Raw genomic sequence first — 26,078 nt, 5'->3', positions numbered from 1 at the left:
GTGTCGAAATGGTTATATGTGACCGAATGCAATATTTTTAGGAGGGAATAATAAGATGGGAACAATTAAATTAGGTATAGCTGATGACAATCGCGAGCTTGTGGCGATGTTAGAGGAACATTTTTCTGAAGAAGAAGAAATGGAGGTTGTAGGTACGGCTTATAATGGAAATGATTGTCTAACCATGATTGAAGAGAAACAACCGGATCTCCTTATTTTAGATATTATTATGCCACATATTGATGGATTGGCGGTATTAGAGAAGCTACGTAATATGTCATTAGAAAAAACACCGAAAGTTATTATGTTAACGGCCTTTGGACATGAATCAGTCACTAAAAAAGCGGTAGAATTAGGCGCTACATACTACATGTTGAAGCCTTTTGATTTGGATATGTTAAGAGATCAAGTACTAAATATTGCGGGTTCTAAGCAAAACTCAACAATTAAGCAAGAGGTAAGCAGTAGTGCCAGTAAACCTCAGAAGGTTGACTTAGATGCGAATATAACGTCGATTATTCATGAGGTTGGAGTACCAGCACACATTAAAGGCTATCTTTATTTGCGTGAAGCAATATCAATGGTTTATCACGATATTGAATTACTCGGCTCCATCACTAAGGTTTTATACCCGGATATCGCTAAAAAATATAATACAACCGCATCTCGTGTCGAACGTGCGATCCGACATGCTATAGAAGTGGCCTGGAATCGAGGTAATATTGATTCATTGTCAGCTATTTTCGGCTATACAGTTAGTGTATCAAAAGCCAAACCGACAAATAGCGAATTTATCGCGATGATTGCAGATAAACTACGTTTAGAGCATAGAGTAAGTTAATAAGGAATTTTAAAAATAATAATTGCATGTTCGATTAGGAATTATTTTAATATTATTCAAGGTATATGCAACTTTATGCACCTTTTAACATTGCCATATGAAGAGCTTGTCCTATGTGAGGGGCATTCTTCATATGAGCAATCCCTTAAGTGGTAATAAGATATAGCTGTACATAGTTAATTCCCTCTTCAAGATGAAGAGGCTTTTTTTGTGAGTGAGTGGTTGTATAATTTATACATTAATACCTAAATGATTACGCTTTTTGGAAAAATAATAACTACTTATTTTTTTTCGTGATTTAACATGGTAAAATGGTGAATCGAGAATATAAAGAGATAAGTGGTGAAAATAATGAAAGTAGCAAAGTTTGGTGGAAGTTCAGTTGCCGATGCTAACATGTTAAGGCAGGTTTCAAATATTATTAAATCAGATAATGATCGTAAGTTTATCGTTGTTTCTGCTCCAGGGAAACGTTTTTCCGATGATGTTAAGGTCACTGACTTGTTTATTCAATTAGGTAACCAATATAATAGTGGGCAAAGTTATGAACAAACGTTGGAATCAATTTCTGAGCGCTTTTTATCGATAACTGATGACTTAGGTCTCTCACCAGATATCGTCACACGAATCAAAAATGAAGCTAGTCGCCTCCTAAAGGAAACAACCAATACGTGGCAGCAGATGGATTCATTAAAGGCAATGGGTGAGGATTCTTTGGCACGTGTTTTAAGTGCTTATTTAAATAAGATCGGCCTACATGCAACATACGTAAATCCTAAAGAAGCGGGAATAATTGTTAGTAATGAACCAGGTGGAGCTCAAATTTTAGAAAAAAGCTATCAACAAATTTATCATTTGCGTGAACGGGAAGGAATACTTGTTATTCCAGGTTTTTATGGGTACACAGAATCCGGAGTATTAACTACATTTCCTCGTGGAGGCTCGGATATTACGGGTTCGATCATTGCTGCCGGTGTACAAGCAGAGCTTTATGAAAACTTTACCGACGTTAGCTCTGTATATTGTGTAAATCCTCAAATGGTCAAAAACCCTAAAGAGATTACCACTTTGACTTATAAAGAGATGCGAGAGCTATCGTATGCCGGTTTTTCTGTTTTTCACGATGAAGCATTAATCCCGGCTTTTAGAAAAAACATTCCTGTTTGTATTAAAAATACAAATGAGCCAAATAAAAAAGGAACAATGATTGTTGCTAATAAAGAAGATAACGGTCAACCAGTGGTTGGTATTGCAGGAGATAAAGGGTTTTCATCGATCTATGTAAGTAAGTATTTGATGAATCGGGAAATCGGGTTTGGTAAGAATTTATTAGATATTTTGGTTGAGGAGAATATTTCTTTTGAACATGCACCATCAGGAATTGACGATATGTCAGTTATTGTTCGTTCTAGTCAGTTAACACCAGAGAAAGAAGAGCTTTTAGTTAACCGGATTAAAAATGAGTTGCAAGTTGATACGATTACGATTATTCATGGATTAGCCATGATTATGCTAGTAGGAGAAGGGATGAGTAATCGTTTAAATGTTGCAGCAAAAGCAACAAAGGCATTTTCTGAAGCTGTTGTAAATATTGATATGATTAATCAAGGTTCTTCTGAGGTGTCTATGATGTTTGGGATCCATGAGGAAAGCCTTACTGCAGCGGTACAATCATTATACCGAGAGTTCTTCTTATAAAGTTGATTTGACAAAATTGTCAGATAAATTTATATTAAATATATAGTGTTTAATAAAAATCATTACTATTAATAGGATATAGTAATGATTTTTTATTATTTAAAAGGGAAGGGTGAAAGCAGATGGAGTTACATTTAGTTTCATTAACCCCTTGGACCTGGTTTTGGTTTCTTGTACCAATGCCACTACTTGTAGTTTGGGCGTTAATAACATATTTTAAAGAAGGGAATGAAGAAGACTAATGAACCCCACTTATGTAACTTTTATATTGTACTTAGTTGTTTTACTTACCATAGGTGTGATTACTTATCGAATGACAAATACCTTGTCTGATTATATTCTTGGTGGACGCCGGCTTAATAGTTGGGTAGCTGCTTTTTCAGCACAAGCCAGTGACTTTAGTGGTTGGCTATTATTAGGTTTACCCGGTGCAGCCTATGCTGCTGGTTTTGGACAGTGGAGTTTATGGATAGCTGTTGGTTTAGCGATCGGTGCTTTATTTAACTGGCAGTATGTTGCTAAAAGGTTACGTGTTTATACACAATACTCTAATGATTCAATCACGTTACCGGAATTTTTAGAGAATCGATTTCAGGATGGCTCGAGTTTGATTAGAGTGATTGCTGCTGCATTTATTTTGATTTTCTTCTTGTTTTATACCGCATCAGGCTTAGTTGCTGGTGCAAAATTGTTTGAAGGTACCTTTGATTTTGACTATCAAAATGCCTTGATCCTTGGAGCTATCATTATTGTTGCCTATACCTTCTTAGGTGGTTTCTTAGCAGTTAGTTGGACAGACTTTTTCCAAGCTGCACTAATGTTTATTGCTTTAGTTATTACAGCTCTCGTTGGTGTTTACCAAATTGGTGGTTTTGGTGAATTATTCGCTGGTTTAGCTAATGTTAACACGAGCTTAGTCGATGCATTTCAGGGGACAGAGTACGATTTAGCTGAGACGGTTCCATGGGCGTCAGTCGGTGCAATTGGCTTCTTTGGAATTATTTCAGCTTTAGCATGGGGACTTGGTTATTTTGGACAGCCACATATTCTGGCTCGTTTTATGGCGATTCGAGATAAAAATGAGGTGAGAAAATCACGTTTAATCGCGATTACCATGGGGGTTGTTTTACCACTTTATGGAGCGTTATTAGTAGGAATGGTTGGTATCGTTCAGATTGATCAACCACTAGAAGACCCAGAGCAAGTATTTATTGTTCTAGTACAAATGACCTATGACCCTTGGATTGCAGGATTCCTATTAGCAGCAGTATTAGCAGCCATCATGAGCACGGTTGACTCACAACTACTTGTATCATCTAGTGCTCTAACGGAGGACTTCTATCGTCGTTTCTTTAGACGGGAAGCATCTCAATCAGAGCTTGTCTGGGTCGGTCGTATTGCAGTAGTGGTCATTGCACTTATTGCTGTTAGTATTGCCTGGAATGAAACTAGCTCAGTCTTAGATTTAGTTTCCTATGCGTGGGCTGGCTTCGGTGCAACCTTTGGCCCGGCGATACTATTTGCATTATTTTGGAGAAGAGCGACTCGAAATGGTGTTTTAGCTAGTATGCTAGTTGGGGGAATAACCGTATTTGTGTGGGGAGCAATTGATCCACTAGCAGGTTTCTTATACGAAATGGTACCTGGCTTCTTGCTAGCCACCTTAACAATTATTCTCTTCGGATTATTTGGTGATGGACCATCTGATGAAGTAACGGAGGAATTCGATAAAGTTGTTAAAGAAACTTAATAAGTATAAACTATATGGTTAAGAAGGGGCTGTACTTCAGCCTCTTTTTATGAATTACGAACAGGAGGGCACATAATGACGAATTATATTTACGGTAATACTCCATGTTTTTTAGGCGGTAGTAAAGTCACTTTAGATAGTCAAGAGGTTGATGAAAAAGACGTACTTATTTACGGTGTTCCGTGGGAAGGTGCGGTAACTTGGGGCGATTATACAGGAGCTGAATTAGGTCCTAAAGTGATCCGACTAAGTTCAGCAAGATATAGTGGTTATTTACCTGAGCTTGATGATATTGATGTTTTCGAGCATTATAATCTAGGCGATTTAGGTGATGTGGATGTTGTCCCAGCTAATGTTGGAGAAACTATGGAAAGAATTGAAAAGTTCTCCTCGAAAGTTTGGAAAACAGGAAAATTCCCTGTAGCTTTTGGAGGCGACCACGGAATTACTTATCCAATAGTTAAATCTCTTAGTGAACAAATTGATGGAAAAGTAGGGATCATCCATTTGGACGCTCATTATGATAATATGCCTGACCATGAAGGAGATAAATATGCGCGTTCAACTCCATTCGCACGTCTGTATGAAGCAGAAGAGGTAAGAAATGAAAGTATTGTTCATATGGGCATTCATGGACCACGTAATAAGCCAGAGTCTGGTAGGTATGCGAAGGAAGCAGGGGCTACGACGATTTCTAGTCGAGAAATCCGTATGGCTAACGATATTCAAGCTATGGCTGATAAAGCCTATCAGATAGCCAGTGAAGGTACAGAGGCTGTTTATTTATCCATTTGTAGTGATGTCTTAGATTTTGCTTTTAATCCGGCTGGACCGGTTGATGGTAATGGATTAACATCGTTTGAATTAGTTGAATTAGTTCATGCATTTGCTAAAAAAGGTGTTAAGGGAATGGATTTGGTTGAAATTTACCCAATTCAAGATCCAAATGATTTTTCTTCCCACCTTGCATCTACCATTATCTTATATGCATTAGCAGGTAATATCTTGAAAGATCAGTAAACTTATCGCTCTGTTAAAATTTAGTGTTGATTATTATAAGTTTTACTCTTATTTGTTGTATGGTGAAAAGTGAAGGCGGCAACTCCAGGTCGGTGAAAACGCCACGTCCTGTGGCATCACCGACACTAGCACGTCCTGTGGCCAACATCGACATTTGACCGTCCAGGTCTTCAACAAGCCCAATGAAAGCGGTTCATCATAACAACAACGGACTTTAACAAAGGCAAACTTATAAAAAGGAGGCCAACGCGTCAACGATATGACGTGTTGGCCTTTTTTTGTACCTTATTTATTCCGATTAGGAGTTCGGTTTCGTTTACGATCTCTGTGTAATATAAACCCACCAATAAATCCAATACCAACAATAAAGAAAATAACCCCAGCAAACAATTGCAAAAGTACACTATTAAAATAAATAACAGCTGCTTCACCAAAAAAGGAATCACGAATGAGTTTAATACCGTATGCAGCTAACACACCAGGCAGAACAACTATTAGTAATGCGATTAATCTAACCATATTTTCTCTCCTAACTTAATCTATTGTAGTATATCAAATTTTCCTTTGATAAAAAATGAAAAAAACTTGCAAACTTAAAGCGCTTTCATTATGATGGAAGTATGCAAAAATTTGCAAATGTAGGTGTGTAATCATGCAAAAAGTGTTGATCGTCGGGGCGGGCCAAGGTGGAACAGCGATATTGAACTTGTTTCAACAAGTAGAAATTCTTCATGTTAAAGCTGTTGCAGATATTGACCCACATGCTCCAGGTATAAATTTAGCTAAACAATATTCAATCACGACATACCATTCATACGATGAGGCTTTAAATGAGCCTGTAGATATCATTGTAGAAACAACTGGGAAAGAGCAAGTGTTTCAAGATATAAAGAATAATAAACCACAGCAAGCTGTATTGATTCCTGGATCTGTCGCACATATTATGTTTGATCTATTAAATGAAAAGGAATCTTTACTAGCACAATTAAGAAAAGAAACAAACGCTCGTGATTTATTAGTTAATTCGATTCATGATGGTTTAATTGTGATCGGACTTGATGAAAGACTGACCTTTGTTAATGAGGCAGCAGAAAATATTCTCAACCTAAGGAAAGAGGAAATTACCGGTCAGTTCGTCACAGATGTTATTGAAGACTCAAAGCTACCTGAGGTCATGAAAACTAGAAAAAAAGAATTAAATCAATCTTTGAAACTAGCAAATGGTAAGCAAATCATCACAACAAGAATCCCCTTAATAACAGATTCTGGAGAATTATTAGGGGCCTTTGCTGTGTTTAAGGATATAACTGAAGTGGTAAGTCTGGCAGAAGAAATAACAGACTTAAAGAACATTCAAACCCTTCTAGAAGCTATTATCCAATCAAGTGAAGAGGCGATTTCTGTTGTTGACGAAAATGGTCAAGGTTTATTAATTAACCGGGCCTATACTAAGATTACTGGATTAAGTGAATCAGATGTCATTGGAAAACCTGCTACAACAGATATTTCTGAAGGCGAAAGTATGCATATGCAGGTGTTAGAAACGAGAAGGCCTGTGCGTGGAGCTAGAATGAAGGTTGGGCCACTTAATAAGGATGTCTTAGTTAATGCGGCTCCTATTATTGTAGATGGAAAGTTAAAGGGTAGTGTCGCTATTATTCACGACCTCTCAGAAATTGAGTCATTGACATCTGAACTAAAGAAAGCCAGACAAATTATTAGAAATTTAGAAGCGAAGTATACCTTCGATGATATTGTTGCGGTTTCCTCTGACATGAAATTGACTCTAGAACAGGCTAAGGTAGGAGCTAAAACGCCAGTAAGTGTTCTTTTAAGAGGAGAATCTGGAACGGGGAAAGAATTAATCGCACATGCTATTCACAATGAAAGCGAGCGACGCCATCATAAGTTTATTCGCGTCAATTGTGCCTCTATAGAGGAAAAGGCGTTAGAAAAGCTATTATTTGGAGATGAATTAGGCCCTCCGGAAAAACAAAAAGGTTATTTTGAAGAAGCTCATAATGGTACATTGTTTCTAGATGAGATTGGTGACCTATCACTACATTTACAAGGAAGAATCTTGCACGTTTTAGAACATCAAGAAGTTATTCGGGCTGGTGGTAATAAACCGATTTCTGTAAATGTTAGAATTATTACTTCAACCAATGTTAACCTAGAGAGGGCGATGATGGAAAAAGAATTTCGGGAAGATCTGTTTTACCGACTCAATCGTTTGCCGATCATGATTACTCCTCTTAGAAATAGGGTTGAGGATATCAAGCCTTTAGTAAACCATATTATCACTCATTTAAATGAAAACTTTGGCAGGCATGTTTCTAGTATTAGTGATGGTGCATTGAAGCGCTTGAAAAATTATAATTTCCCTGGAAATGTGCGAGAGTTAGAAAATATTTTGGGTCATGCCATCATTAATATGGGAGCGAACGAATTTAAAATTGAGGAACGACACCTTCCAACATTAAGAAGGAATTCGTTTGATGGTTTGGATTTGATTGGTGACTCTAAGGAAAATGAAGTCATTCCTCTTCAAGAAGCCTTAGATGATTTTGAAAAACAGCTAATTTTAGAGACATTGGAGAAGAATAATTATATTAAGTCTAAAACTGCCAAACAGCTTAATATTTCAATACGCAACCTGTACTACAAAATGGAGAAGCATAATTTAGGTAAAGATGTGCAAAGTTAAACGACAAATATTAAGGCCAACAAGAAGGAGATAATCATGGATTTTGAACAGTTAGTCAATGGCTTATGCCAATTAGATACAAAGAAAACAGTTGCCGTAGCAGAAGCTACTAATGTAGAGACGCTAAAAGCAATAAAGGAGGGGGTAGAAAGAGAATTAGCCGCATTTAAGCTATTTGGTAATCTTGAAGAAATTAGGCAAGCAGCTGATGAGATTGATCTTGATTTAAACCAACCCCAGATTACACTTCACCATGCAACCTCGACAGAAAATGCTGTCGAAAAAGCTGTTATGTCAGTTTCTGAAGAACGTTCAGATGTTTTAATGAAGGGGAATGTAGCGACGAAAATTGTCCTAAAAGCGGTATTAAAAAAAGACTCAGGATTACGAAATGATCGAATTTTATCACACGTAGCTTTATTTGAAATCCCAGGACGCGAAAATCTATTGTTCTTAACTGATGCCGGTATGAATATCGCGCCTACTTTAGAAGAAAAAGTGCAAATCATTCAGAATGCTGTTGATGTTGCTAATCGTCTTGGTAATGATGAGCCAAAAGTTGCTCCATTAGCTGCTGTTGAGATTGTCAATCCTGCTATGCAGGCTTCTGTGGATGCAGCTGTTTTATCACAGATGCAAAAACGAGGACAAATCACCAACTGTATCGTTGATGGTCCTCTAGCTTTTGATAACGCCATATCTTTTGATTCTAAAGAAGAGAAAAAGATTGAATCAGATGTCGCTGGGCAAGCAGATATACTGGTTTGTCCGTATATTGAAGTAGGTAATACATTATATAAATCTTTTACTTATTTTGCCGGAGCTAAAGTGGCCGGAATTATAAGTGGGGCTAAAGCTCCAATTGTGTTAACCTCTCGTGCTGATACAGCGGAGAGTAAAATATATTCTTTAGCTTTTGCCTTATCATCATCATAAATTATGGGAGGAATGGAAGATGGAATTATTTACGTATATGGAAGAGTATGATTATGAACAAGTAGTATTTTGCCAGGACAAAAATTCTGGTTTGAAGGCGATTATCGCTATTCATGATACAACATTAGGTCCTGCACTTGGTGGGACTAGAATGTGGACTTATGACTCAGAAGAGGATGCTGTAATTGATGCGTTACGCCTTGCAAAAGGTATGACTTATAAGAATGCTGCAGCTGGTTTAAACTTAGGTGGAGGGAAAACGGTCATTATTGGCGATCCGAAAAAAGATAAGAATCCGGAAATGTTCCGTGCTTTTGGACGATACATTCAAGGATTAAATGGCCGTTATATTACTGCTGAAGATGTTGGAACGACTGAACATGATATGGACTATATTTATATGGAAACAGATTATGTAACTGGTATTTCCCCAGAGTTTGGCTCATCAGGTAACCCATCACCAGCAACTGCCTATGGGATGTATAGAGGTATGAAAGCAGCAGCTAAAGAAGCATTCGGTACCGATTCATTAGAAGGAAAAGTTGTGGCAGTTCAGGGAATCGGTAATGTTGCTTATCATATGTGTAAACATTTACACGAAGAAGGAGCTAAGCTAATCGTAACAGACATTAATAAGAGTGCTGTAGAACGTGCGGTTGAGGACTTTGGAGCGCAAGCAGTAGACCCAGACGATATTTACTCAGTTGATTGTGACATTTACGCTCCTTGTGCATTAGGTGCAACGATTAATGATCAAACGATTCCACAACTAAAAGCAAAAGTTATCGCAGGATCTGCTAATAATCAGTTGGCCGAGTCAAGACATGGTGACAAATTGCATGAAGCGGGTATTGTCTATGCGCCGGATTATGTCATTAACTCTGGTGGAGTTATTAATGTTGCCGATGAGTTAAATGGTTATAACCGTGACCGTGCATTTAAGCAAATTGATGCTATTTATGATAGCTTATCCAAGATATTTGAAATCTCTAAGCGTGACAATATTGCTTCTCATATTGCAGCAGATCGCATGGCAGAAGAGAGAATTACTAGCATGCAGAGAACGAGAAGTACATTTTTACAAAATGAACATAGCATTATTTCAAGAAGAAACTAATTAATGGAGGGCGTCCAGATTGCAACAAAGTTATCGCATATTAGTTATTAATCCTGGGTCAACATCTACTAAAATTGCTGTATTTGAAAATGATAAAAGTTTATTCGAAAAAACAATTAGACATGACACAGATCAATTAAACCAATACTCAAGAATTATTGACCAATATGAATTTCGTAAAGAAGTCATTGTTGAAGCGTTAGATCACGAAGGTTTTAATATCTCTAAGTTGAATGCTGTTTGTGGCCGAGGTGGTCTACTAAAGCCAATTGAAGGTGGCACGTATGAAGTCAATGAAGCCATGCTTAATGATTTAAAAGAGGGTCATTATGGAGAGCATGCGTCTAACTTAGGTGGGATTTTAGCGTTTGAGATAGCTAAGCAAGTTAATATATCTGCTTATATTGTTGATCCTGTTGTTGTTGACGAGTTAGATGATTTAGCAAGATTATCAGGAGCTCCCCAACTTCCAAGGAAGAGTATTTTTCATGCGCTTAATCAAAAGGCAGTCGCTAGAAAAGTGGCACAATCATTAGGTGAAACTTATGAGCAAGTTAATCTTATAGTTTGTCATATGGGTGGAGGAATTACGGTTGGTGCCCACAAAGCAGGAAGGGTCATCGATGTCAATAATGGCTTGAATGGTGATGGACCATTTTCTCCAGAACGCTCCGGCACGTTACCAGTAAGGCAGCTAGTTGACCTCTGCTATTCTAATGCATATTCCAAGGAAGATATTCATAAGTTGATAGTTGGAAAAGGCGGACTCATGGCCTATTTAGATACCTATGATGCTGTCGAAGTTGAGAAGAGAATCGAAAACGGTGATGAAGACGCCAAGTTAGTCTATGATGCGATGGCTTATCAAGTTGCAAAAGAACTTGGAGCAGCTAGTGCAGTTTTACAAGGGGACATTGATGCAATTGTCTTAACTGGTGGGTTAGCATATGGTAAAGGTTTCGTCAGTCAAATAACTAAACGAATCAGTTGGATAGCTGATGTCGTTACGTATCCAGGAGAAAACGAGTTACAAGCTCTAGCAGAAGGAACTTTACGTGTGCTTAAGAATGAGGAATCAGCTAAACAATACGCGTCAATGCCTATTAGAAAGGAGTTTTAGTTATGGCCAAAGAATATGATGTTGTCATACTGGGTGGTGGTACTGGAGGCTATGTTGCCGCTATTAGGGCCAGTCAACTTGGGTTAAAAGTTGCCATAGTCGAAAAAGGTAACTTAGGAGGAACATGTTTACATAGAGGGTGTATCCCTTCAAAAGCTTTGCTTCGTAGTGCAGAAGTTTTTAAGCAAACTCAAGAGTCTGATCAATATGGCATCGAGACGGAAAATACAAAGCTTAATTTCTTAAAAGTACAAGATCGTAAGCAAAAGATTGTCGATCAATTACATCAAGGTGTCCAGGGACTTATGAAAAAAGGGAAAATTGATGTCATTGAAGGACATGGTCGAATTTTAGGACCTAGTATTTTTTCACCTACTGCTGGAACTATTTCCGTCGAGATGAATAATGGTGAGGAAAATGAAATGATTATTCCTAAAAATGTGATCATTGCAACAGGTTCAACCCCAAAAACCCTTCCAGGACTTGAGATCGATGGTGAAAGTGTAATGACCTCTGATGAAGCCCTGCAAATGGAAAGCTTACCCAAATCAATCCTCATAGTTGGAGGTGGAGTGATTGGTATAGAGTGGGCCTCCATGCTTGCTGATTTCGGTGTTGAAGTTACCGTTGTTGAATATTTAGACCAGATTCTACCAACAGAAGATGAAGCTGTGGTAAAAGAAGCTGAAAAACAACTTAAGAATAAGGGAATCAAATTCATAACTGGAGCTAAAGTATTGCCAGATACCTTAGATCGTTCTAACGGTATTAAAATTGATGCAGAAATAGAAGGTTCAACTAAGAGTTTACAAGCAGAACGAATGTTAGTTTCTGTTGGACGTGCACCAGTTGTAGATAACATTGGTTTAGAGAATACTGATATTCAAGTTGAAAATGGAGCCATTAAAGTTAATAAATTTAATCAAACGAAAGAGTCACATATTTACGCGATAGGTGATGTGATCGGTGGTACGCAGCTAGCTCATGTTGCTTCACATGAAGGAATTTTAGCGGTTGAACATATCGCAAATCATAACCCAGATCCAATTAACTATAACCATATCGCTTCATGTATTTACTCTAGTCCAGAGATGGCAAGTATTGGATTGACAGAAAAACAGGCAAAAGATGAAGGTTTTAATCTCAAAGTGGGGAAATTTCCGTTCCAAGCGGTCGGTAAAGCTCTTGTACATGGCGAAACAGAAGGATTTGTTAAGATTATCACGAATAAAGATAATGAAGACTTATTAGGAGTACACATGATCGGACCTCATGTAACAGACATGATTTCTGAGGCTGGTTTAGCCATGGTATTAGATGCAACGGCATGGGAAATCGGTGAAACGATTCACCCACACCCGACACTTTCTGAAGTCATGGGTGAAGCTGCGTTAGCAGTGGATGGTAAACAAATCCACGGATAATTAAAAGGGAGGTATATATGATGGGACAAGTTGAAAATCGTCATCAAGAACTGGGCTTATCTGATGATCAAGTGCTTGATATGTATCGCACAATGCTTCTTGCGCGTAAGATTGACGAAAGAATGTGGCTTTTGAACCGGGCGGGTAAGATTCCTTTCGTTATTTCATGTCAGGGGCAAGAAGCGGCACAAGTTGGTGCAAGTTATGCTTTAAACAGAGAGGAAGACTATGTTGCACCGTATTACCGTGATCTAGGAGTTGTATTAGCTTTTGGCATGACAACAAAAGAATTATTTTTAGCAGCTTTTGCTAAAGCGGACGACCCCAACTCTGGAGGCCGACAAATGCCAGGTCACTTCGGCCAAAAGAAAAACAGAATACTAACAGGTTCTTCACCTGTTACGACGCAATTACCACATGCAGTTGGTGTGGCATTAGCAGCAAAAATGGAAAACAAGAATATTGCTTCATTTGCGACTTTAGGTGAAGGTTCATCTAACCAGGGTGATTTCCATGAGGGATTAAACTTCGCTGGTGTACACAAGTTGCCTGTAATCACAATGGTAGAAAACAATAAGTATGCCATTTCAGTACCACTAGAAAGACAGTTAGCAAGTCAATCAGTTGCTGACCGTGGAGTAGGGTACGGCATGCCTGGATATCAAGTGAACGGTAACGATCCACTAGAGGTGTATAAAGTGGTTAAAGAAGCTCACGAGCGTGCGTTAAACGGAGAAGGACCAACGTTAATCGAAGCGATGACTGAACGTCTAACTGCTCATTCTAGTGATGATAATGATAAGGCTTATCGTTCACAAGAAGAGCTTGATGAGATGAAGAAGAAAGATAACATTCTCTCTTTCGCACAGTACTTAAAAGATGTTGGGATCCTAACTGAGGAGAAGGAAGAAGCTCTGAATAAAGAAATTGATGATGAGATCAATGTAGCAACAGACGAAGCGGAGAATGCACCTTACGCTGAGGCAGAACACGCTTTAAAATATGTATATGCGGAAGAAGGAGGGGAATAAGATGGCTGTCATGTCTTATATTCAAGCTGTTACAACGGCTTTAAGAGAAGAAATGGAACGTGATGAGAAGGTATTTGTACTCGGTGAAGACGTTGGTAAAAAAGGTGGGGTATTTAAGGCAACAGAAGGTTTATATGATCAATTTGGTGAGTCTCGTGTACTAGATACACCTTTAACTGAGTCTGCCATTGCCGGTGTTGGTATTGGCGCTGCTATGTATGGGATGCGCCCAATAGCAGAGATGCAATTTGCTGACTTCATTATGCCTGCAGTTAACCAAATTATTTCGGAAGCCGCTCGAATTAGATATCGCTCTAACAATGACTGGAATTGTCCAATGGTCATTAGAGCACCGTATGGCGGTGGTGTCCATGGAGCTTTATATCACTCACAATCTGTTGAAGCGGTTTTTGCTAATCAACCAGGTTTGAAGATCGTCATGCCATCTACTCCTCATGATGTGAAAGGTTTGCTTAAAGCAGCCATACGAGATGAAGACCCAGTTTTATTTTTTGAACATAAAAGAGCTTATCGCTTAATTAAAGGTGAAGTGCCTGATGATGATTATGTTTTACCAATTGGAAAAGCAGATGTTAAACGTGAAGGTGATGATATCACCGTCATCACATATGGTTTAGGTGTCCACTTCGCTTTAGAAGCGGCTGAGAAGCTAGCTGAAGAGGGGATTTCTGCCCATATTCTAGATTTAAGAACTGTTTATCCGTTAGATCAGGAAGCTATTATAGAGGCCGCTAAGAAAACAGGGAAAGTCCTTCTTGTAACAGAGGATAACAAAGAAGGAAGTATCATGAGCGAGGTTTCAGCAATTATTTCAGAGAATTGCTTATTTGACCTTGATTCACCTGTTGAACGTCTTGCTGGGCCAGATGTTCCGGCGATGCCTTATGCTCCAACAATGGAAAAATACTTTATGATTAATCCTGATAAAGTTGAAAAAGCAATGCGCGATTTAGCAGAATTTTAATCTGGTTTCATTTTTGGAAATAAGGAGGTAAAGATTAATGCCTGTAGAAAAAGTAACCATGCCACAGCTAGGTGAAAGTGTTACAGAAGGTACGATTAGCTCGTGGTTAGTAGGCGTGGGTGATCATGTCAATAAATATGACCCGATCGCAGAAGTAATGACGGATAAAGTAAATGCTGAAGTACCGTCATCATTTACCGGGACCATTAAAGAATTAGTTGCTGAAGAGGGTGACACCATTGAAGTCGGTGGTTTGATTTGTTATATGGAAATAGAAGGTGGAGGATCTGAAGAATCAGTTGACGAAGGTGATTCTTCAAGTTCAGAAGAAACAGAAGATAATCAAACTGAAAACGTACAAGATGAGCAACCGATGAAAAACCGTTATTCTCCAGCTGTATTAAAGCTTGCACAAGAAAATGATATCGATTTAAATCAAGTAGAAGGTTCTGGTAGAGGTGGACGGATTACTCGTAAGGACCTAGAGAAAATCATCGCGTCAGGTGCGGTTCCTCAGCCGAAAGAAGAGCCTGCAGTTGCTCAACAAGCACCTGCCCAACCTGAACCAGCCACGGAAGCTAAACAGCCAGAACAGCCGAAACAGAAAGCGTCAAGTGCACAGCCAGGAGATGTGGAAATCCCGGTTTCAGGCGTACGTAAAGCAATTGCACAAAATATGGTTAAGTCAAAAACAGAGATTCCACACGCATGGATGTCGGTTGAAGTTGATGTGACGAAATTAGTTAATTATCGAAATCAACTTAAAGACGAATTTAAACGAAAAGAAGGATATTCATTAACCTACTTTGCATTCTTTGTTAAAGCTGTTGCACAAGCATTAAAAGAATTTCCAGAACTTAATAGCACATGGGCAGGAGATAAGATTATTCAAAAGAAAGATATTAACTTATCAATCGCCGTAGCGAGTGACAATCAATTATTTGTTCCTGTTATTAAGCATGCAGACGAAAAAAGTATTAAAGGGATTGCTAGAGATATTGTTGAACTTGCAAATAAAGCACGGGATGGAAAACTAACTAATGATGATATGCAGGGTGGCACATTCACCGTCAACAATACAGGATCATTCGGTTCTGTCCAATCTATGGGTGTCATTAACCATCCACAAGCAGCTATTTTACAGGTAGAGTCCATTGTTAAACGTCCAGTTTATATGGATAATGGTATGTTTGGGCCTAGAGATATGGTCAACCTTTGCTTATCATTAGACCATCGAATTTTAGATGGTTTAGTCTGTGGAAACTTCTTAGCACGTGTCAAAGAAATATTAGAAAATATGTCCAAAGAAAATACGTCAATTTATTAATTTGATTCGGGTTGAATTAACATAAACGTCTACTAAAAAAGTAGGCGTTTATTTATGCGCGATATTTGAAACAACCCATATTAATTGATATGATAAAATTAGCATTATTAAAGAAAAAAGGAGCCATGCGATATGGATTTTAACATTTATATGGAAGACTTTGTTAACCAAGCTAGAACTGAAATCAGTGGTGCAGGTTATGAAGAATTAAAGACACCTGAAGAGGTCGATCAAGCATTCTCAAGAGCAGGAACAACACTAGTTGCGGTTAATTCAATTTGTGGTTGTGCTGGTGGAGTTGCGCGTCCAGCTGCTGCTAATTCAATTCATTATGATAAACGCCCAGACCATTTAGTGACTGTATTTGCCGGACAAGACCGTGAAGCAACAGAGCGTGCAAGAAGCTATTTTGAAGGTTACCCACCATCTTCACCATCATTTGCCCTACTTAAAGATGGGGAGATTGTTACAATGGTTGAGCGTCATGAAATTGAAAGCTCAACACCAATGGAAGTAGTTCAGAAGCTTCAAGGCTTGTTCGACGAGCATTGTCAAGAAGTTTAATAATTACGAAATAGCCTGATAACCAATTTAGTGATTCAATAAAACATACAAAATAGCATGTAATTTCCCTAAAGGGAATTCACATGCTATTTTTATTTGTGTTTATGGGTGATACGAGTTTTATAAGTTCATTAACAGGGGTATAGTTCAATATTAGAATGATCACTTTATTTTTTGGACAAATTGACTAATTAATTTTATGATAATAAAGACAATACGATTAAGAGAGGACATTCCATGTTTAAAGTAGGTTCACGTACGGTTAAAACAGCAATTGGTGCTCCTGTGTCAATTATCATTGCACAGGCTTTACAATTAGATCATGCAATTTCAGCTGCGATTCTTACGATTTTGTGTGTACAAGTTACCAGGCAACGGTCTTTTCTAACGGCTTGGTATCGATTCTATGCATGTGTGATTGGCATCGCAATGTCAGGAATCATTTTTGAACTGATTGGTTATCATCCACTCTCCATAGGTCTTGTCTTAATTCTCTTTATCCCTACAACAGTCATGTTGAAAATAACGGAAGGGATTGTGACAAGTTCGGTTATTATTCTACATCTGTATGGAGAACAGGCGATTTCATTTTCTTTGGTAGTTAATGAGTTAGTCTTGTTAACTGTTGGTTTAGGAGTGGCGTTATTATTAAATTTATATATGCCGAGTCTTGACTCGGAGCTGGAGAAGGTTCGGGATGAGCTTGAAGAGAATTTCTCATCGATTCTTAGGGAAATTGCTCATTTCTTAAGAACGGGTGAATACCATTGGTCTGGTTTTGAAATTAGTGAAACAGCACGCTTAATAGAAGAAGCTAATGAGTTAGCTTCTAGAGATGTTGAAAACCATATCTTAAGAAGTCACCATCCGTTTTATCATTATTTCCATATGCGTCAAAAACAGTTCGAAATTTTAGAGCGAATGTTACCTTTAATTAGTCGAATCAAAGCGACAGAAGACGAGTACGTCTATATTAGTGAGCTGTTTGAAGAACTTGCTGACCATGTCCACCCTGGGAACACAGCTGTTCGCTATTTGGAGAAGTTAAGCAAGATTCGTGAAAAATTTAATCAGGAGCCTCTACCTGAGGAAGTCGAAACGTTTGAGGAACGGGCTAACCTTTATTTACTTTTAAATGAAATTGAGCAGTATTTAATTTTAAAACGTTCATATAAAAAAAGTGATATCTAGTTAATTTAACTCTAAGTCAAATATTGCAGAGCCATATTTTTACATTATTAAAAGCTGTCCCTTATTGATAATCTGATAAAGGGACAGCCTTCTTCTTAGTTTGAGTTAAGCATTCTATTTAGAGCTAGTGTGGCTTCTTTGGCAATTTGAGGATCTACTTCAATCCGATTAATGGGATCATCATTTACAAGTGAATCTAGGCACCAGGCAAGGTGAGCTAAATCAATTCGATTCATCGTTAGACAAGGACACATGTGTGGATTCAGTGACATAATGTACTTATCTGGATTCTCTTTTATTAATCTTTTAACTAAGTTCATCTCAGTTCCAATAGCCCATGAGCTACCAGCTGGTGCATTTTCAATCGTTTCAATGATTTTGCGTGTTGAGCCAGACTCATCCGATATTTGAACGACTTCATGACTACATTCTGGGTGAACAATGATGTTCATTTCAGGATGTTTTTCACGAACATCATGAACATTTTGAACGGTAAAGTTTTCATGAACTGAGCAGTGACCTTTCCATAAGATCACTTTGATGTTTTGTTCATCTCCTTCAAAATGAAGTTTTTCTAAGATAGGATCCCAAATAGCCATTTGTTCTAACGGTACCCCTAGTTCATAAGCCGTGTTTCTCCCTAAATGTTGATCAGGTAAAAATAAGATTCGTTCCTTTTGTGTGAATGCCCACTCGATGATACTTGTAGCATTTGATGATGTGACAGTTGCCCCACCATTTCTGCCAACGAAGGCTTTAATCGCTGCAGTTGAGTTGACATATGTAATAGGTAGAATGGTATCACCTAGTTGACTAGTTAAGCTATTCCAGGATTTTTCAGTTTGTTGAATATCAGCCATGTCAGCCATTGAACAACCTGCACGTAGATCTGGTAAATAAACATGTTGTTCATCTGTCGATAAGATGTCAGCTGTTTCCGCCATAAAGTGAACGCCACAAAATACAATATGTTTAGCACTTGTATTCGCTGATAACTGTGCTAAGCCTAAAGAGTCACCACGTGCATCGGCAAAAGCAATTACTTCTTCTTTTTGATAATGATGCCCCGGTATAAATAAATCTTCACCTAGTCGATGTTTTGACTCTTGAATGATTTGATTTAGTTCAGCTTCACTCATCTCTTTAAATCGATCGGGAATTTGTGAAACTGACTGTTCAAGCTGTTGCAAAAAAGACATAGTTGTTCCTCCTTTTAATTACTAAAGGTATTCATGCTAAGGTCGAGTGATTCAATTTGGTGTGTTAAGCACCCTAATGAAATCACATCAACCTTTAATGACCGATATTTGGGTAAATCGGAAATACTTATCCCACCTGATAATTCTACTATGATCTCGCTTGGGATGATTTCTAACAATCTTCTAAGTTCATCAATCTCCATATTATCAAGCATGATGACATCGACATTAGCAGCAATGGCTTCTTTAAGCTGTTGTTCATTTTCCACCTCAACTTCAACTTTTACCATATGGCCAATCTCTGACCTTACTCGTTTCACTGCCTCAGTAATCGAGCCACAAAATGCAATATGATTATCCTTAATTAATACAGCATCGTCTAGCCGAAAACGATGATTGGTTCCACCACCCACTCTGACAGCATATTTCTCAAACATTCTTAGTCCTGGAGTAGTTTTACGTGTGTCAGAAATATTTATTTTGGGATCGTTCAGTAATTGAACGGCTTTTTTAGTTTTAGTGGTAATACCTGATAAGCGTTGCACCATGTTTAATATAACTCTTTCACCATGCAATAGGGTGTTAATGTTTCCATTTATGGAGGCTAGCCTTTGACCCTTCTGAATAGCGTCGCCGTCTGTAACATTCATTTGAACAACAGCTTCTTTGTCTAACAGTTGATAGCCTGTTTTAATAATTTGTTCCCCACAAAAATACCCGTTAGACTTTGCGGTAAGTACAACCGTGCCTTCTTCATTTTTAAAAATACTATCAGTTGTTAAATCGAGATCGCCAATATCTTCTTTAAAATAATAGATTAATTGATCTTTAAGTTTAAACTTGTTCAAGATATTCCCTTCTTTCTATGGAATGCTGAATTCGTAAGCTTTTTAATAAATCATTTTCTAGAGGGAAATCCCTTCTATAATGGGCACCACGACTTTCCTGTCGCTGAATAGCTGATTGACTGATTAGATAAGCTGAAATATAAGCAAACCCTTTGGATGCTAGTGTTAGGCTTGCTTGATCAAAGTGAGCCGACGTTAGCTTATTTACCCCACAGTTTTCTAACCATTTGATTTGATTACTTAAAGCCTCTTGTGTTCTAACAATTCCTACATTCTCCATCATCGCCTCTCGTAAGGCAGACAAAGAAGGAAGCGAGACAAGGGTATCTGTGTTGTGGTTATGATTAGTCACTCTTTTAGGTAGTCTTTCTCTATAAGTGTGTTTGGTGTGGTTGATGTTAATCGCAAGTTCACGACCCATAACTAACCCCTCTAGTAGAGAATTGCTGGCAAGACGGTTGGCACCGTGAATTCTCGTATTAGCTACCTCACCAATTGCGTACAGGTTATTAATTGTTGTTTCACCTGATAAGTTAGCATTTATCCCTCCAATCATAAAATGAGCACCTGGTGTTACAGGAATCAGTTGACGACTCATATCGACTCCGGCTTCATTACACATTTTTGTAATTGAAGGGAAGCGTTTATGAAAGTTACGTATAGGTGATATATCTAAATAGACTTGTTTACCTCTAGAAATTTGCTGGTAAATAGCTTGTGAAACCACGTGTCTAGGGGCCAATTCTTTTAAAGGGTGTACATACTCCATAAACCGTTCTTGATCAGAGTTGACAAGAATTGCCCCCTCACCACGAACAGCTTCTGAAATTAACCCTTTCCCTTTCTCGTCTACAGATAATAGAGTTGGATGAAATTGAATAAATTCCAAATCTGAAACAGTTGCACCAGCAAGATAAGCTAAAGCGACACCGTCACCTAGAGAATACGGATGATTCGATGTATAGGAATAAATTGCTCCACACCCACCGGTCGCTAAAACGGTGTGAGTTCCGATCAGCTCGTGGTGATGATCTTGATCATCTTTGTATTTAACTCCATAACACTGATTGGACTCTTCGTTAACTAGTAATTGATAAGCAAAGGCATTTTCGATCACCTCAGTATGATCTCCTAGTTGATTCATCAGCGTTTCGACGATATGCTTTCCAGTTTGATCTCCACCCGCGTGTACAATCCGGTGATGTGAGTGAGCTCCCTCTTTTCCTAGAGCGAGGTTTTTCTGGGCATAGTCAAATGAACAGCCTTTGTTAAGTAGATCCTGAATGATGTCTGGAGCTTGAATCGTTAGGTATTCAACAGCTGAATAGTCATTTATGTATCTTCCAGCTTCTAATGTGTCTACTGAGTGTGCGTGGAAATGATCTTTTCTTCCTATCGCAGCTGCTACTCCTCCTTGTGCCCTCGCTGAGTTATTTTGGTTAAGCTTTCCCTTAGTAATGATGACTACTTTTAGAGAATTTCTTAACCGAGAAGCTAATTGCAATGCTGCAATTCCACTCCCGATAATGATGACATCAGCATGCTGCATATTACCACCTTATTTTACATGTGTCTTGACACCTATGTTTACATATTATTTAATAGTTTGCAAGAGTAATTTTAATTAATATTTTTGGAGGTCTGTCAATTGTGATATATTTTGATTATGCAGCCACGACTCCCATGAGTGAAGTCGCATTAGAGGCATATGTTGATACAGCTAAGAAATTTTACGGTAATACAAATAGCTTACATGATATAGGGTCAGTTTCTGATCAACTACTTAAGGCGTGTAAAGCCAAAATGGCATCTTTTATAGGTGGGCTTGATTTTCAAATATTCTTTACTAAAGGGGGTTCTGAAAGTAATTTACTTGGTATTGATCAGTTAATCTCACAATCTAAAGGAAATCACGTGATTATTTCTCAAGCTGAGCATAATTCATTACAACAGACAAGACAATTGTTAGAAAGTCAAGGTTATCAGGTCAGTACGGTTTCATTTGATGAATATGGCGTTGTCGATCTGGTACAACTAAAATCTCTTAAAAGAGATGATACTTGTTTAGTCATAGTTCAACACATTAATGGGGAAATAGGGACAATCCAACCGATTAATGAGATTAGTGACTGGTGTAGCCGGCATGGTATTTTCTTGCATGTAGATGCAGTACAAAGTTTTGCTAAGCTTGACTTATCTCAAATTGCTGAGCAAGTGGATAGCTTATCTGTTTCAAGCCATAAGATTTACGGGCCTAAAGGAATTGGCTTTCTATATTTAAGAAATCCGTTAGTTCACCAAATAGAAAGGCAGTCTAGTTATCTATTAAAAGGTAATACAGTTGATTTACCAAGTGTGGTGGCTTTTACAGCTGCAGCTGATCAACAGATTTCTATCATCGAAAGTGAAAATGAACGAATGCTAAGGCTACGACAGTTAATGATGAGTCATCTCGGTAATGAAAAAGCATTTACCATTTATGAGTCTGACGAGATAAAACAGTTGCCATCAATTGTAGGTATGGGTTTAGATGGAGTTGAGGGACAGCTAGTCATGTTAGAATGTAATCGAAAAGGGTTTGCCATTTCTACTGGCAGTGCTTGTGATGTGAAATACCAGAAATTACCGAGTTCGATGTCAGCTTGGAGTGTAGAACCTAATAAAGCTAAGGAATTCTTTAGAGTTTCATTTGGAAAATATACAACTGAAGATGATGTAATTAAATTAGCGAGGGTTTTGAATGATATTGTATTACATCACGTATCAATATAAGTTCGTCAAATTGTTAAATAATTTATGAGGTGATTTTATATGTCTGATCAAAAGAAGCTTAGAGGAGAAGAACGCAGGCAACAAATACTGCAAATGTTAACTGAAGCGAAACAAGCAATTTCAGGTAAAGAGTTAGCTAATCAATTCTCAGTAAGTCGCCAAGTAATTGTAGGAGATGTTGCTTTATTAAAGGCAAAAAACAACCCGATTATCTCCACTAGCCAAGGATATGTCTTCATGAATGAGTCAGAACAAGGGCAAAGGTATGAACGAAAAATTGTTTGTAAGCATAACCGTCAAGAAACGATGGAGGAGTTAAATATATTAGTTGACCACGGTGTGTTTGTTGAAGATGTCATAGTGGACCATCCGATATATGGAGAATTTACAGCTTTACTACATATCGCTAACCGTGTTGATGTCAAACGATTCATTGAGCAACTTGAACAATCCCAAGCAACCTTGCTTCTAGAATTAACTGGTGGGGTCCATATTCATACAATTACAGCTGATGAATATGAGTTACTAGATCAAGCGGAACAAGCTTTAAAAAAGGCGGGGATTGTTGTTGGAGAAAGTGATTAAAACGATTAGTTCAATGTACGATCTTTACTTTAGTAATACACCTTTGTCCCAGCGTTATTTTTAGATCTATATGCAAATTTAATTAATCGATTATAACAATTAGTTATATTACATAATTAACCCCAGTTAGGGATTTTTTATTTAGTCCTTAACTGGGGTATAGTTCATTATTAAGAGACAGCATCTTTTTTGCTTATACAAACATGGCTAAGCCCATCATCAATGAGCTAAGTAACATGGCGATAATCATTAAATAAATTACGATCGTTGTCCACTTCTTTTTCTTTCTACGTGTAGAAGCATAAGGAGCGCGAGGCTTGTTATTCTTTGACACTGTGATTCCTCCCTTTTAATATCCATTAAAAACATTGTAAAAGAAAAACAATGTTTGGACAAGTTAAATCTTTGCTTTACAATTAAAGTGGATGACTAATTATTCGTAAAATTGTAAAATGTAATACGAAGGGAGAGTTTAATATGAGTGAACAATTCCATGATCGCTTCCAAAAATGGAAAGAGCAAGTCAATCGTACTAATGAGAAGTTCCCCGAGCGAAAAGAAAAGTTTGTTAACAAATCGGATATTGAAATTGACCCATTATATATCCCAAAAGAAGATCAGTTGACGAACGATTATTTAGAAAAGATTGGTTTTCCAGGACAATTTCCTTATACCCGTGGAATTCAACCATCGATGTATCGTAACCGTTTTTGGACGATGCGTCAATATGCAGGGTTTGGCTCTGCTAAAGAGACAAATCAACGCTTTCGCTATCTATTAGATCAGGGACAAACAGGATTGTCTGTCGCCTTTGATTTACCTACACAAATTGGATATGACTCTGACGATGACTTAGCAGAGGGAGAAGTAGGTAAAGTTGGAGTTGCCATTGATTCTTTAGAGGATATGGAGACGTTATTGGAAGGAATTCCTTTAGATCAAGTAAGTACTTCGATGACGATTAATGCACCTGCTTCGGTCCTTTTATGTATGTATATTGCAGTAGCAGAAAAGCAAGGTGTTCCAAAAGAAAAAATTACAGGAACCATTCAAAACGATATTTTAAAGGAGTATATCGCCAGAGGGACCTATATTTATCCACCGAAGCCATCCATGCGACTAATCACCAATATTTTCGAATATTGTGCTAAGCATGTTCCAAAGTTTAATACCATTAGTATTTCAGGCTACCATATTCGAGAAGCTGGTTCGACAGCTGTTCAGGAGGTCGCTTTTACTTTAGCAAATGGGATGGCTTATGTTGACGCAGCAATTGAAAGCGGTTTAGAGGTTGATGAGTTTGCACCTCGATTGGCCTTCTTCTTTAATGCACATAATAATTTCTTTGAAGAAGCCGCCAAATTCCGTGCTGCCAGAAGAATATGGGCTAATTTAATGAAAAATAAATATCAAGCCAAAAATGAAAAAAGTTTACGGTTACGCTTCCATACCCAGACTGGGGGCTCTACCTTAACAGCACAACAGCCAGATAATAATATTGTACGTGTCGCACTACAAGCTTTATCTGCAGTCTTGGGAGGCACCCAAAGTTTACATACTAACTCAAGAGATGAAGCATTAGCTTTACCAACTGAGGAATCAGCACGAATTGCTTTAAGAACTCAACAGATCATCGCCCATGAAAGTGGTGTTGCCGACACGGTTGATCCATTAGCAGGTTCATATTATGTCGAGCAATTAACTGATCAAATTGAAGAGGAAGTCTTAACATATTTGGAGCGCATTGAAGAAATGGGTGGAGCTGTTCAAGCGGTCGAAGAAGGATATATGCAGCGCGAAATTCATCAAACAGCCTACGAAACTCAGAAGAAAATTGAGTCTAAAGAAGAAATCATAGTTGGATTAAATGAGTTTCAAGTAGAAGAAGAAGTCCATGAAGATATACTAAGAGTTGATGAACAGTTAGAACAAGAGCAGGTTAGTCAAGTGCAACAAGTACGTCAGAAAAGAGATCAAGAACTAGTTAATCAGAAGTTGGAGAAATTAAGAGCAGCCGCTCGTGATCAAAAAGAGAATTTAATGCCTCATATTCTAGAAGGTGTGAAGGCTTATGCCACGGTTGGGGAAATCTGTCACGTTCTTCGTGATGAATTTGGTGAATATTCTGGAGTGTAATGCGAGAAAGGATGATGGATAATGGAGCGTAAAATACGAGTTTTAATCGCTAAGCCAGGTCTTGATGGCCATGATCGAGGGGCGTTAATTATTGCACAGGCGTTACGAGATCATGGTATGGAGGTCATTTATACAGGATTAAGACAATCAGCATCACAAATTGCTCAAGCAGCAATTCAAGAGGATGTTGATGTCATTGGACTTTCATCATTGTCTGGGGGACATAATACTTTATTTCCGAAAGTGGTGGAATCACTAAAGGAAAAAGGGGCTGAGGATATCCCAGTCATCGGTGGGGGCGTGATTCCAGACGAGGACATACCGTATTTAAAAGAGAAAGGGATCAAGAAAATTTTCACTCCAGGTACGCCTACATCTGAAACAGTAGAGTTTATTGAGTCATGTGTACGAGGTGATCATAGTGAATAAGATTGCTCATATTGGAATTGCTGTATCAAACTTGGAACAAACGATTCCCTTTTATCGTGATCAATTAGGGTTAAACTATCAAGGAAAAGAGTTAGTGGAATCAGAGCATGTAAAGGTGGCATTTTTTAAGATAGGTGAGAGTGCTATTGAATTACTTGAGCCATTAAATGAACAATCACCTATAGCTAAATTCATTGATCGCAAAGGAGAAGGAATTCACCATATTGCTCTAGATGTAGATGATGTTAAGTCACGCCTTGAACATTTAAAGGAAAATGGTATTCCATTAATTCATGAAGAACCTAAAGAAGGTGCACATGGTAGTGAGATTGCGTTTTTACATCCAAAGGCTGCCAATGGTGTTTTATTTGAACTATGTAAGCAGAAATAGGAGGTAT

The 26,078-nt window shown here is 38.1% G+C and carries 24 protein-coding genes; 19 read left to right on the top strand and 5 right to left on the bottom strand.

Annotation, left to right across the window (positions count from 1 at the left end):
• The first annotated feature begins 55 nt into the window (after positions 1–55).
• The 4 genes from spo0A (at position 56) to HWQ49_RS03170 (ending at position 5,309) form a co-directional block, all read left to right on the top strand.
• Complete coding sequence (spo0A, locus tag HWQ49_RS03185; RefSeq protein WP_188206114.1) at positions 56–841, top strand: sporulation transcription factor Spo0A; 786 nt, start codon at positions 56–58, stop codon at positions 839–841.
• A gap of 351 nt (positions 842–1,192) precedes the next feature.
• A complete protein-coding gene (locus HWQ49_RS03180) occupies positions 1,193–2,539 on the top strand; it encodes an aspartate kinase (RefSeq protein WP_188206113.1) in 1,347 nt (448 codons plus the stop codon).
• 241 nt (positions 2,540–2,780) lie between these two features.
• Positions 2,781–4,289 carry a sodium/proline symporter PutP gene (putP, locus tag HWQ49_RS03175; RefSeq protein WP_188206112.1) on the top strand — a complete coding sequence of 503 codons (1,509 nt, stop codon included), beginning with the start codon at positions 2,781–2,783 and terminating at the stop codon, positions 4,287–4,289.
• A 75-nt stretch (positions 4,290–4,364) separates the two neighbouring features.
• On the top strand, positions 4,365–5,309 hold the full coding sequence (locus HWQ49_RS03170) for an agmatinase family protein (protein ID WP_188206111.1): 945 nt from the start codon (positions 4,365–4,367) through the stop codon (positions 5,307–5,309).
• A gap of 285 nt (positions 5,310–5,594) precedes the next feature.
• Here HWQ49_RS03170 and HWQ49_RS03165 read toward each other — a convergent pair whose 3' ends face one another.
• The gene (locus tag HWQ49_RS03165) at positions 5,595–5,828 is read right to left on the bottom strand and encodes a DUF2627 domain-containing protein (protein WP_188206110.1); all 234 of its coding nucleotides are present in this window, start codon (positions 5,826–5,828) and stop codon (positions 5,595–5,597) included.
• Positions 5,829–5,961: 133 nt separating this feature from the next.
• Between HWQ49_RS03165 and HWQ49_RS03160 the strand changes: the two genes are divergently transcribed.
• From HWQ49_RS03160 to HWQ49_RS03115, 10 genes are all read left to right on the top strand, one after another.
• Entirely contained in the window at positions 5,962–8,016 is a 2,055-nt protein-coding gene (locus HWQ49_RS03160) for a sigma 54-interacting transcriptional regulator (protein ID WP_188206109.1), read from the top strand.
• Between the two features lie 36 nt (positions 8,017–8,052).
• Positions 8,053–8,952: a bifunctional enoyl-CoA hydratase/phosphate acetyltransferase gene (locus HWQ49_RS03155; RefSeq protein WP_188206108.1), complete on the top strand. Its 900-nt coding sequence runs from the start codon at positions 8,053–8,055 to the stop codon at positions 8,950–8,952.
• Positions 8,953–8,971: 19 nt separating this feature from the next.
• Positions 8,972–10,069, top strand: a complete 1,098-nt coding sequence (locus HWQ49_RS03150; RefSeq protein ID WP_188206107.1) for a Leu/Phe/Val dehydrogenase — start codon at positions 8,972–8,974, stop codon at positions 10,067–10,069.
• Positions 10,070–10,088: 19 nt separating this feature from the next.
• Complete coding sequence (buk, locus tag HWQ49_RS03145; RefSeq protein ID WP_188206106.1) at positions 10,089–11,189, top strand: butyrate kinase; 1,101 nt, start codon at positions 10,089–10,091, stop codon at positions 11,187–11,189.
• A 2-nt stretch (positions 11,190–11,191) separates the two neighbouring features.
• On the top strand, positions 11,192–12,613 hold the full coding sequence (gene lpdA / locus HWQ49_RS03140; RefSeq protein WP_188206105.1) for a dihydrolipoyl dehydrogenase: 1,422 nt from the start codon (positions 11,192–11,194) through the stop codon (positions 12,611–12,613).
• Positions 12,614–12,633: 20 nt separating this feature from the next.
• A complete protein-coding gene (locus HWQ49_RS03135) occupies positions 12,634–13,644 on the top strand; it encodes a thiamine pyrophosphate-dependent dehydrogenase E1 component subunit alpha (protein WP_188206104.1) in 1,011 nt (336 codons plus the stop codon).
• Position 13,645: 1 nt separating this feature from the next.
• A complete protein-coding gene (locus HWQ49_RS03130; RefSeq protein ID WP_188206103.1) occupies positions 13,646–14,629 on the top strand; it encodes an alpha-ketoacid dehydrogenase subunit beta in 984 nt (327 codons plus the stop codon).
• Positions 14,630–14,666: 37 nt separating this feature from the next.
• Positions 14,667–15,956 (top strand): dihydrolipoamide acetyltransferase family protein, encoded by a 1,290-nt coding sequence (locus HWQ49_RS03125; RefSeq protein ID WP_188206102.1) that lies wholly within the window; start codon positions 14,667–14,669, stop codon positions 15,954–15,956.
• Positions 15,957–16,088: 132 nt separating this feature from the next.
• Entirely contained in the window at positions 16,089–16,520 is a 432-nt protein-coding gene (locus tag HWQ49_RS03120; RefSeq protein ID WP_188206101.1) for a BrxA/BrxB family bacilliredoxin, read from the top strand.
• Between the two features lie 237 nt (positions 16,521–16,757).
• Positions 16,758–17,711 (top strand): aromatic acid exporter family protein, encoded by a 954-nt coding sequence (locus HWQ49_RS03115; protein WP_188206100.1) that lies wholly within the window; start codon positions 16,758–16,760, stop codon positions 17,709–17,711.
• Between the two features lie 95 nt (positions 17,712–17,806).
• On the opposite strand, the gene nadA is transcribed toward HWQ49_RS03115, so the two are convergent.
• From nadA to nadB, 3 genes are read right to left on the bottom strand one after another with little or no spacing between them, the layout of a single operon-like run.
• Entirely contained in the window at positions 17,807–18,910 is a 1,104-nt protein-coding gene (gene nadA, locus HWQ49_RS03110) for a quinolinate synthase NadA (protein ID WP_188206099.1), read from the bottom strand.
• 14 nt (positions 18,911–18,924) lie between these two features.
• Entirely contained in the window at positions 18,925–19,758 is an 834-nt protein-coding gene (gene nadC, locus HWQ49_RS03105) for a carboxylating nicotinate-nucleotide diphosphorylase (RefSeq protein ID WP_188206098.1), read from the bottom strand.
• A complete protein-coding gene (gene nadB / locus HWQ49_RS03100) occupies positions 19,745–21,307 on the bottom strand; it encodes an L-aspartate oxidase (protein WP_188206097.1) in 1,563 nt (520 codons plus the stop codon). Before nadB ends, nadC begins: the two co-directional genes overlap by 14 nt.
• A 101-nt stretch (positions 21,308–21,408) precedes the next feature.
• On the opposite strand from nadB, the gene HWQ49_RS03095 reads away from it, so the two are divergent.
• Together HWQ49_RS03095 and HWQ49_RS03090 are read left to right on the top strand one after the other, a co-directional pair.
• Positions 21,409–22,530 carry an IscS subfamily cysteine desulfurase gene (locus tag HWQ49_RS03095; protein WP_188206096.1) on the top strand — a complete coding sequence of 374 codons (1,122 nt, stop codon included), beginning with the start codon at positions 21,409–21,411 and terminating at the stop codon, positions 22,528–22,530.
• A gap of 39 nt (positions 22,531–22,569) precedes the next feature.
• Positions 22,570–23,115, top strand: a complete 546-nt coding sequence (locus tag HWQ49_RS03090; protein WP_188206095.1) for a transcription repressor NadR — start codon at positions 22,570–22,572, stop codon at positions 23,113–23,115.
• A gap of 193 nt (positions 23,116–23,308) precedes the next feature.
• Here the strand turns inward: HWQ49_RS03090 and prli42 are convergent, their stop codons facing one another.
• On the bottom strand, positions 23,309–23,449 hold the full coding sequence (prli42, locus tag HWQ49_RS14815) for a stressosome-associated protein Prli42 (protein WP_188206094.1): 141 nt from the start codon (positions 23,447–23,449) through the stop codon (positions 23,309–23,311).
• A gap of 143 nt (positions 23,450–23,592) precedes the next feature.
• On the opposite strand from prli42, the gene HWQ49_RS03080 reads away from it, so the two are divergent.
• Genes HWQ49_RS03080 through mce form a run of 3 tightly spaced genes read left to right on the top strand, consistent with a single transcriptional unit; the run spans position 23,593 to position 26,071 of the window.
• A complete protein-coding gene (locus HWQ49_RS03080) occupies positions 23,593–25,251 on the top strand; it encodes an acyl-CoA mutase large subunit family protein (RefSeq protein WP_188206093.1) in 1,659 nt (552 codons plus the stop codon).
• A 21-nt stretch (positions 25,252–25,272) separates the two neighbouring features.
• The gene (locus HWQ49_RS14810; protein ID WP_188206092.1) at positions 25,273–25,680 is read left to right on the top strand and encodes a cobalamin B12-binding domain-containing protein; all 408 of its coding nucleotides are present in this window, start codon (positions 25,273–25,275) and stop codon (positions 25,678–25,680) included.
• Positions 25,673–26,071, top strand: coding sequence for a methylmalonyl-CoA epimerase (mce, locus tag HWQ49_RS14805; protein ID WP_317450898.1), 399 nt, complete (start codon positions 25,673–25,675; stop codon positions 26,069–26,071). The genes HWQ49_RS14810 and mce overlap by 8 nt, the downstream gene beginning before the upstream one ends.
• The last annotated feature ends 7 nt before the right edge of the window (positions 26,072–26,078 follow it).

It is taken from the genome of Alkalibacillus aidingensis (genome assembly GCF_014595945.1).
Lineage (GTDB): Bacteria > Bacillota > Bacilli > Bacillales > Alkalibacillaceae > Alkalibacillus > Alkalibacillus aidingensis.
The sequence above is the reverse complement of the archived record's forward strand: the minus strand, read 5'-3'. Positions and strand labels throughout refer to the sequence as shown.

Coding starts and splice junctions, on each gene's coding strand:
- HWQ49_RS03170 (WP_188206111.1), top strand. CDS start 4,365: ATGACGAATTATATTTACGGTAATACTCCATGTTTTTTAGGCGGTAGT.
- lpdA (WP_188206105.1), top strand. CDS start 11,192: ATGGCCAAAGAATATGATGTTGTCATACTGGGTGGTGGTACTGGAGGC.
- spo0A (WP_188206114.1), top strand. CDS start 56: ATGGGAACAATTAAATTAGGTATAGCTGATGACAATCGCGAGCTTGTG.
- HWQ49_RS03150 (WP_188206107.1), top strand. CDS start 8,972: ATGGAATTATTTACGTATATGGAAGAGTATGATTATGAACAAGTAGTA.
- HWQ49_RS03180 (WP_188206113.1), top strand. CDS start 1,193: ATGAAAGTAGCAAAGTTTGGTGGAAGTTCAGTTGCCGATGCTAACATG.
- HWQ49_RS03155 (WP_188206108.1), top strand. CDS start 8,053: ATGGATTTTGAACAGTTAGTCAATGGCTTATGCCAATTAGATACAAAG.
- HWQ49_RS03130 (WP_188206103.1), top strand. CDS start 13,646: ATGGCTGTCATGTCTTATATTCAAGCTGTTACAACGGCTTTAAGAGAA.
- HWQ49_RS03165 (WP_188206110.1), bottom strand. CDS start 5,828: ATGGTTAGATTAATCGCATTACTAATAGTTGTTCTGCCTGGTGTGTTA.
- HWQ49_RS03160 (WP_188206109.1), top strand. CDS start 5,962: ATGCAAAAAGTGTTGATCGTCGGGGCGGGCCAAGGTGGAACAGCGATA.
- nadB (WP_188206097.1), bottom strand. CDS start 21,307: ATGCAGCATGCTGATGTCATCATTATCGGGAGTGGAATTGCAGCATTG.
- HWQ49_RS03135 (WP_188206104.1), top strand. CDS start 12,634: ATGGGACAAGTTGAAAATCGTCATCAAGAACTGGGCTTATCTGATGAT.
- HWQ49_RS03125 (WP_188206102.1), top strand. CDS start 14,667: ATGCCTGTAGAAAAAGTAACCATGCCACAGCTAGGTGAAAGTGTTACA.
- HWQ49_RS03080 (WP_188206093.1), top strand. CDS start 23,593: ATGAGTGAACAATTCCATGATCGCTTCCAAAAATGGAAAGAGCAAGTC.
- HWQ49_RS03090 (WP_188206095.1), top strand. CDS start 22,570: ATGTCTGATCAAAAGAAGCTTAGAGGAGAAGAACGCAGGCAACAAATA.
- HWQ49_RS03115 (WP_188206100.1), top strand. CDS start 16,758: ATGTTTAAAGTAGGTTCACGTACGGTTAAAACAGCAATTGGTGCTCCT.
- HWQ49_RS14810 (WP_188206092.1), top strand. CDS start 25,273: ATGGAGCGTAAAATACGAGTTTTAATCGCTAAGCCAGGTCTTGATGGC.
- putP (WP_188206112.1), top strand. CDS start 2,781: ATGAACCCCACTTATGTAACTTTTATATTGTACTTAGTTGTTTTACTT.
- nadA (WP_188206099.1), bottom strand. CDS start 18,910: ATGTCTTTTTTGCAACAGCTTGAACAGTCAGTTTCACAAATTCCCGAT.
- HWQ49_RS03120 (WP_188206101.1), top strand. CDS start 16,089: ATGGATTTTAACATTTATATGGAAGACTTTGTTAACCAAGCTAGAACT.